This window comes from Promicromonospora sp. NPDC060204 (assembly GCF_042728455.1).
Classification (GTDB): domain Bacteria; phylum Actinomycetota; class Actinomycetes; order Actinomycetales; family Cellulomonadaceae; genus Promicromonospora.
The window spans coordinates 1-6,233 of sequence record NZ_JBHWZO010000323.1 but is presented as its reverse complement, the minus strand read 5'-3'; the positions used below and the strand labels follow the sequence as shown (position 1 = coordinate 6,233).

General features: G+C 65.9%; 7 protein-coding genes and 1 tRNA gene. 3 read left to right on the top strand and 5 right to left on the bottom strand.

Going from position 1 to position 6,233, the window contains the following annotated elements:
* The first annotated feature begins 174 nt into the window (after positions 1–174).
* Positions 175–438, top strand: a complete 264-nt coding sequence (locus ACFWEJ_RS26155; protein ID WP_377232096.1) for a GlsB/YeaQ/YmgE family stress response membrane protein — start codon at positions 175–177, stop codon at positions 436–438.
* 51 nt (positions 439–489) lie between these two features.
* Here the strand turns inward: ACFWEJ_RS26155 and ACFWEJ_RS26150 are convergent, their stop codons facing one another.
* Positions 490–1,470, bottom strand: coding sequence for a phosphotransferase family protein (locus tag ACFWEJ_RS26150; protein ID WP_377232095.1), 981 nt, complete (start codon positions 1,468–1,470; stop codon positions 490–492).
* Positions 1,471–1,518: 48 nt separating this feature from the next.
* On the opposite strand from ACFWEJ_RS26150, the gene ACFWEJ_RS26145 reads away from it, so the two are divergent.
* Positions 1,519–2,058: a GNAT family N-acetyltransferase gene (locus ACFWEJ_RS26145; protein ID WP_377232094.1), complete on the top strand. Its 540-nt coding sequence runs from the start codon at positions 1,519–1,521 to the stop codon at positions 2,056–2,058.
* Positions 2,059–2,119: 61 nt separating this feature from the next.
* Here ACFWEJ_RS26145 and ACFWEJ_RS26140 read toward each other — a convergent pair whose 3' ends face one another.
* Positions 2,120–2,623 (bottom strand): GNAT family N-acetyltransferase, encoded by a 504-nt coding sequence (locus ACFWEJ_RS26140; protein ID WP_377232097.1) that lies wholly within the window; start codon positions 2,621–2,623, stop codon positions 2,120–2,122.
* A 163-nt stretch (positions 2,624–2,786) separates the two neighbouring features.
* On the opposite strand from ACFWEJ_RS26140, the gene ACFWEJ_RS26135 reads away from it, so the two are divergent.
* A complete protein-coding gene (locus ACFWEJ_RS26135) occupies positions 2,787–3,212 on the top strand; it encodes a GNAT family N-acetyltransferase (RefSeq protein ID WP_377232093.1) in 426 nt (141 codons plus the stop codon).
* 1,347 nt (positions 3,213–4,559) lie between these two features.
* On the opposite strand, the gene ACFWEJ_RS26130 is transcribed toward ACFWEJ_RS26135, so the two are convergent.
* The 3 genes from ACFWEJ_RS26130 to ACFWEJ_RS26120 all read right to left on the bottom strand — a co-directional run bounded on the left by ACFWEJ_RS26130 (position 4,560) and on the right by ACFWEJ_RS26120 (position 6,182).
* Positions 4,560–5,306: a hypothetical protein gene (locus ACFWEJ_RS26130; RefSeq protein WP_377232092.1), complete on the bottom strand. Its 747-nt coding sequence runs from the start codon at positions 5,304–5,306 to the stop codon at positions 4,560–4,562.
* A 247-nt stretch (positions 5,307–5,553) separates the two neighbouring features.
* Positions 5,554–5,952, bottom strand: a complete 399-nt coding sequence (locus ACFWEJ_RS26125) for an NUDIX hydrolase (protein WP_377232091.1) — start codon at positions 5,950–5,952, stop codon at positions 5,554–5,556.
* Positions 5,953–6,109: 157 nt separating this feature from the next.
* Positions 6,110–6,182: transfer RNA gene (locus ACFWEJ_RS26120), tRNA-Ala, on the bottom strand.
* Between the last annotated feature and the right edge of the window lie 51 nt (positions 6,183–6,233).

The following is a 6,233-nucleotide window of genomic DNA, read 5'->3' as shown; positions in this document are numbered from 1 at the left end:
GGCCTGTCCCACCCGGCCGTCGCGCCACAACACTCTGCTCGGAGCGCTGCCGACTCGGCCTTCCCCTGGCGCACTCCGACCACCGGGGTGAAAGTGAGGACATAGGAGATCGTCGTCAAGGACTGAGCCAGAGCGTCCACACCCATTACGGACGCATTCTCGAACGGAGCTGCCATGGGAATCATCGGCTGGATCCTGATCGGACTCATCATGGGAGCAATTGCCCGGGCGATCCTTCCCGGCAAGGCCGCCGGAGGATGGTTCATCACGCTCGTCGTCGGAGTGCTCGGCGCGCTGCTGGGCGGCTGGATCGGTGGTGCGCTCTTCGACGTCCAGGTCAACGAGTCCTTCTTCTCACTGACCACGTGGTTCTGGGCCCTCATCGGCTCGCTCCTCGTGCTCGTCATCTGGGGAGCCGTCGCCCGACGGCGGGCCTGAGCTGCCCGACGAGCGCGGGGCCGGCCACAAGGCAGGCAGCGGCGCCCGCGTTCAGCCGAGGCGCCGCAATGCTTGCCCTACGGCGACCTCGACACGAGCTGTCATGCCCGACACGTCGACCGGGCGGCGGCCGGCAACCTGGCGGGAGATGGACTGCGGTCCGTTGTCGTCGTGGTGAAGGAGGCTGTACAGGTCCCACCAGGGATGAAGAGGGACACCCTCGATCGATTCGTAGAGCGAGCGGAGCTCCTCCGCCCAGTCGGGCGAATAGAGCGACGACAGGTACCGCCGACACTGCCCCACATCGATTGCGCGTGACCCTCGGTGAATGCTGTTCCAGTCGGTGATTCCGGTGATCTTCCCGCGCGACCACAGCAGATTGACGGGCAGGTAGTCGCAATGCAGGAAGACAGCATCATCCTCAGGTGGTGGTGATTCCATGGCATCGAAGGCGGCTTTCCAGACCGCGGGTCGCTGCGCGCCGACCGGTACCTGGAACTGGCCACGAGGTGTGATCCAGGAGTCTGCCCAGGCGTGGAAGGTCGGGGCAGGGAGGTCGACGGAATGAAGCCGGGCAGCGAACTCGGCGATCCTCTCGATCCACGGTCGGCGCTCGGCCGGGTTGAGGTCAACGTGGCCAGGTAGGCGGGTCATCAGCAGCGACGGCGCCCCGCGGTTGGCAGCGCCGGCGACGTCGGTGGCCAGGATCGTCGGGACCGGAAGCCCGCTGCCTGCCACCACCTTGAGGTTAGCGATCTCCTCCTCCATTGCGGTCCGAAGCGCGATGCTTCCCGCCGGGTACTGCCGCAGCACCACGAACGTTCGCGTGCCGTGTCGTTCAACTGTCAGTCGATGGACAGCGGAGTTGACGCCGCCGGTCAACCGCCTGTGGCCGACGACGCGACTGCCTCGACCCATGGAAGCGGCCACCCAGTCCAGAGTTTCGGCGGAGGGGCGACGTCGGAAGAACTTGTTCTCCCGCCAATCGCCGTCGACCTGCGGGTCCTGGCCGGCAACGCCATCACTGGTCATGCCCGCAAACCTACTGAGGCTTCCGTTCGGCAAGGCAGGATGGGGTGCGTGAGTATCGTGCTTCGCCCCTGGGTCAGTCAGGATGCTTCGGCCCTTATGGCCGTAGCGCAGAGTGCACCAGATCTGGCGCCGCAGTTCGGCGGCGCCGATCTTTCGATCCTGGCCGCCGCGGAGGCGTTTGTCGAACAGTCGCTGCGGTTCGGCGAGCACGTGAAGAACTGGGCTGTCGTGGAGGACGGCGTCGCGGTCGGCAATGTCGGTGCGTCTGGGATCGAGTTTCGGCACGAGACCGCGTGGATGTACTACTGGCTGTCGCCCGATGCCCGCGGAAAGGGATACGCGACGGCTGCGCTCGTCGCCGTCTGCGATTGGGCCTTCGAGAGCGGGCTGTACCGGCTCGAGCTCGGGCACCGGGTGAACAACCCTGCTTCATGTCGGGTGGCGACCGCCGCGGGGTTCCGGGCTGAGGGTATCGAGCGGGAGAAGCTCAGATACGGCACCGACCGCTACGACGTCGAGACGCACGCGCGGCTGGCCACCGATCCGGCTCCCACGGTTGGCCTTCCGGTGATGCTCGTTTCAGGTTGAGAAGCGACGGCGCTCCTGCACCGCCGGGACGAAGCCGTGGGGCGTTACACAGAGCGTGTTGCTAAAGAATTGTGCTCAGCACCAAACGGCGTTGACGGCCGCCACCGCGGTCGTCGTCCTCGACTCGGTACATCCCAATCTTCTCGGCCACCCGCTCGGACGCACGATTGTCCGGATGAACGATCGCGATCAGCTCCCGCACCCCGATGTGCTCGCGTGCGAAGTCGCGGCATGCAGCAGCTGCCTCCGTCGCGAAACCGTGGCCCTGCCACCTGACAGCAACGTGATATCCCACCTCGAGCTTGCTGACCCCGTTGACTTCCTGCCAGGTCAGCCCGCAGTCTCCGACGAAGTCGCCCGCGAGCGTCTCGATGATCCAAAGCCCGTAACCATGTTCGGCGTAGTTTCGCTGGTTCCACGTGATCCACGCAGCCGCCTGGTCGCGTGTCTTCGGCGCCGGGTAGTACCGCATGACCTCGGGGTCGCCCAACAAGCCGGCCATCGCGTCAAGGTCCGTACCAGTCATCTGGCGGAAGTGAAGCCTCGCCGTATCCCTCGGAATCACTTCGACAAGGTAGCGGACCAAACGACCTCTTAGAGGCTTGGACCGGACCCGCGCGAAGGAGTTCTCAACGTGGTCGCCCCTGGGGTCAGGTGTGCGTGGCACACCTTCCACAGGCTGCCGTAAAGCGCTTGCCGCTCGCCTCTGCCGTCGGCACGCTGGCACGATGCCCACCGATAATCTGCCTGCCGAAAAACTGGACATCGGCTGGCGCCGACCCGTCACCGACGCCGAGCTCGTCGAACTCACCAGGTCGCATGGTGGGAATGCCGAGCCCGGGTGGTGGGACCAGATCCGCAACCACTCGCTGGGCTGGGTCACAGCCCGAAGCGAGAGCGGCCACCTCCTCGGGTTCGTGAACGTGGCCTGGGACGGCGGAGACCACGCTTTTCTGATCGACACGAAGACGCGCCCCAGCCATCAACGGGGAGGCCTGGGCACCGCCGTTGTGCGGCGTGCCGTCGAGGAAACCCGGGCGGCAGGCTGCGAGTGGCTGTTCGTCGACTTCGAACCACACCTTGAGCAGTTCTATCTCGATTCCTGCGGTTTTCGCCCAACGGCGGCCGGACTAATCCGCCTCACCGACGATTGACGTTCAAGAGGCCGCTTCGAGTGCGGCCACCTCGAGTCCGAACGCGGGCGCGAGAACCGCTCTCGACTGGCCGTCCCAGCCCCGCACCCAGCCAGCGCGGGTTTCTCGATGCATCGCGCGCATCGAACGTCCGGACGTGCCTTCTGGGGGGGGACCTACTCCACGGACGCCGCCGCGCCGACGGTTGTTGTGTTGTGCGCCCGGAAATGGGCTGCAAACCCAACTCGCCTGGGCCGTACGATGCACCGGCTTGATGTCAACCAAGGATCAAATGTGATCTCGCCCCTGCGTATGCGCCGCCGCTCGTGTCGCTGCGAGCCATCCTGGCCAGCTCTCTTCGTCGACTCGGACGGGCGCCTGCTACAGGCGGAGCCAGCAGAGCACAACAACCTCTTCACAGCGGTGTTCGGGCCGGCGAGATGCGTCGAATGCAGGGCGGTATACCCCGGGCCGTTCCGTCTTGACTCAGCACCGCAGCTGCCGCCGAAGAACTCGGTGTGCAAGTGCGACCCGCGGTGGCCGGAACTCATGGTCATGGTCGGTCCCCAGTGGTACCTCGGTCATCCCGGGAGCGACGGCCAGTACGTTGTGGACGGCATCGCGGAGGGGGCATTCTGCCGAGTCTGCGCGGCATCCTCCTCGGCGAGATGACTCTGGACCTCACGGCGACAAAGCGGTGGCTGAAAGTCAGCAAGGAGCACCTGCTAACCGTCGAACATTGACCATCGTCGCGAGCGACGCCAAGGAGACCCAGTGCGCGCACCACCCGCAGGTCGGCGCGAACTTCTCCGCTGTTGTGCCGCCGTGTGGCCGTGGGGGTTCCATCTGGTTCACGGCAAACGATGGGACATGACATGGCTGCCATCTGGCGTGCTTACCTGCGGGTCGTGTCAGCGGGAGCATCGCTTCCCGAGCTCGAAGCTGCCCTCGGTGCGCCGTCGCACCGTGGCCGTTCCAAGGGGGACGCTCGTCCTTATGGACTCTCGCCGCACGAGTGGTCCGCATGGCACCAACCGCTGTGGTGGCGCGCGTCGCGCCACGGCGGGACGGATGGCATCGATCGTGCAGGTCAAAGCCTGCCCGCCGACCTGGCCGACCGGATCCGAAGCCGGGTCGACTCTTGTGTTCAATCGGGGACCTTCAGCACGAGCGGCCCGCTTCGGACGGATGGTTCTGTTCCGGCGAGCAACAAGAATGCCGCTGACCTGGTGTGATACCAGTTCAGCGGCCCTCTGTCGGTGGAGCTAGACCCCCGACCTTCGACGCCATGCCTCACTATTTCTGGCCGGTTTCTCCGTGCATAGAGTGCGCAGAGCGCCGGGCGGTGCATCCCGGGGGAACCTGCACTCAGGACATACCGCACATCCACCATCCGCCTTCGAGTGGCGTCGGGTCCGCGCAGGTCATGCCGCGCATGTCGTAGCCCGCGGGGCTCGCGGTAGGTGAGTAGAAGTAGCCGCCCGCATCGTCAACAAGCGCAGCCCACTCCGGGACGAAGATCGCAAGGTCGCCCGCCTGCTCCGAACCCGAGACGTCCACGTTCCCCATTACGGACACGAAACGAAGGGAGGCGGGCAACTCGACATGAATCCCCCGTTGACCGTTGTCAGCGAACCGTTCCACGACACGATCGAGCGCCGGGCGCAGCGTGTGGAAATCCCGCACCGCGTCGCGGTGGGTCAGCCCACTCGTTCCCGGAAACAGGGCTGATGACACCCACGGCGTGAAGCCGATGACCACAGCGAGGCAGGACAACACCACGGTCAGACGAAACGTAGCGAGAGCACGACGGTGCCGGACTGCGAGCACAGACGCGGCGGTCATCAGGACGAAACCCGCTAGGTATGCCGCACTCCGCACGAGCACTGCCCCCACGTTCTCCGGAAGGAGACCGTTGCTGCCGCCGTTGTCCAAGAACCACCACATCTGAATCGGCAGGACGCCCCAGGAGTACGCCAGCCATGCCCACGATTCTGCGGTCGCGACGACGAACAGCCCGACGGCGCCCGCCGCAAAGACCGGGGCCACTCGACCGGGCTGTGAGATCGGCCCCGACGCACGTGGGTGCAAAGCGTCCTTGCCCGAGGCCGTCATGGTCGGAGCGTAGCGCCGCCTCCGCTCCCCCGAGGACGCGAACAGGCGTAGCGCTGGTAGCGAAGCGCTCCGCTACCAGTGGCGGAGGCGCTACAACACCCGACACCCCCGGGATCCGCTAGATTTCAACGATTCTCACCGAGGGCAACGGAGCAGCGGCCTTCAAGCCAGGGCCGGCCCTGACATGGCCCGAAACCCGGCTTCTGGCGACCGGCGGACAGCCTCTACCCGCGCTACCCCTATCTCATCAGGCAAGCGTCGCCGTGAGGAAGTCCTGCACTGCCGGCGCGAAGCCGTAGGGCACGTATTCGGTGAACTTGTCTGGTGTCGCCCACACGATGTCTGCGAGTTCTTCGGCGTCGGCGACGTACGCCTCGCCGCTGACGACGTCGCACCCGACGTAGCCCATCAGGCGTCCGGTGTTCGGGTGCACGCGCTCACCCAGCACCCTGACGGCCTGGACGGTGAGCCCGGCCTCTTCGGCGGTCTCACGGACTGCTGCCTGCTCGAAGGTCTCCCCCGGCTCGACTGCACCGGCGGGGAACTGCCACGAGAGCGAGCCCTCGGAAACGCGCCGCTGGACCAGCAGCAGCTTCCCGTCCTGGACGATGATCGCCGCTGCGATGGCGGGCTTCTCTTCGGTCACTGCCTCAGACATGCGTGCCTCCCAGCGCCCCGACACGGGGATCTCCGACGACTCGGGGGGCGCCAGGGGTCCGCCGTCCGGGCAAGACGCCTCCTTGCCAACGAAGAAACCCCGCCTGACCGGAGCATCTGCCCTGGTCAAGCGGGGTTTCCGTCTGTGGAGCTAGGGGGATTCGAACCCCCGACCTTCTCATTGCGAACGAGACGCGCTACCAACTGCGCCATAGCCCCTCGGACTGCAGAAGACTAGCACTTCACAGCCGGGGCTCCGCAACTTGGTGG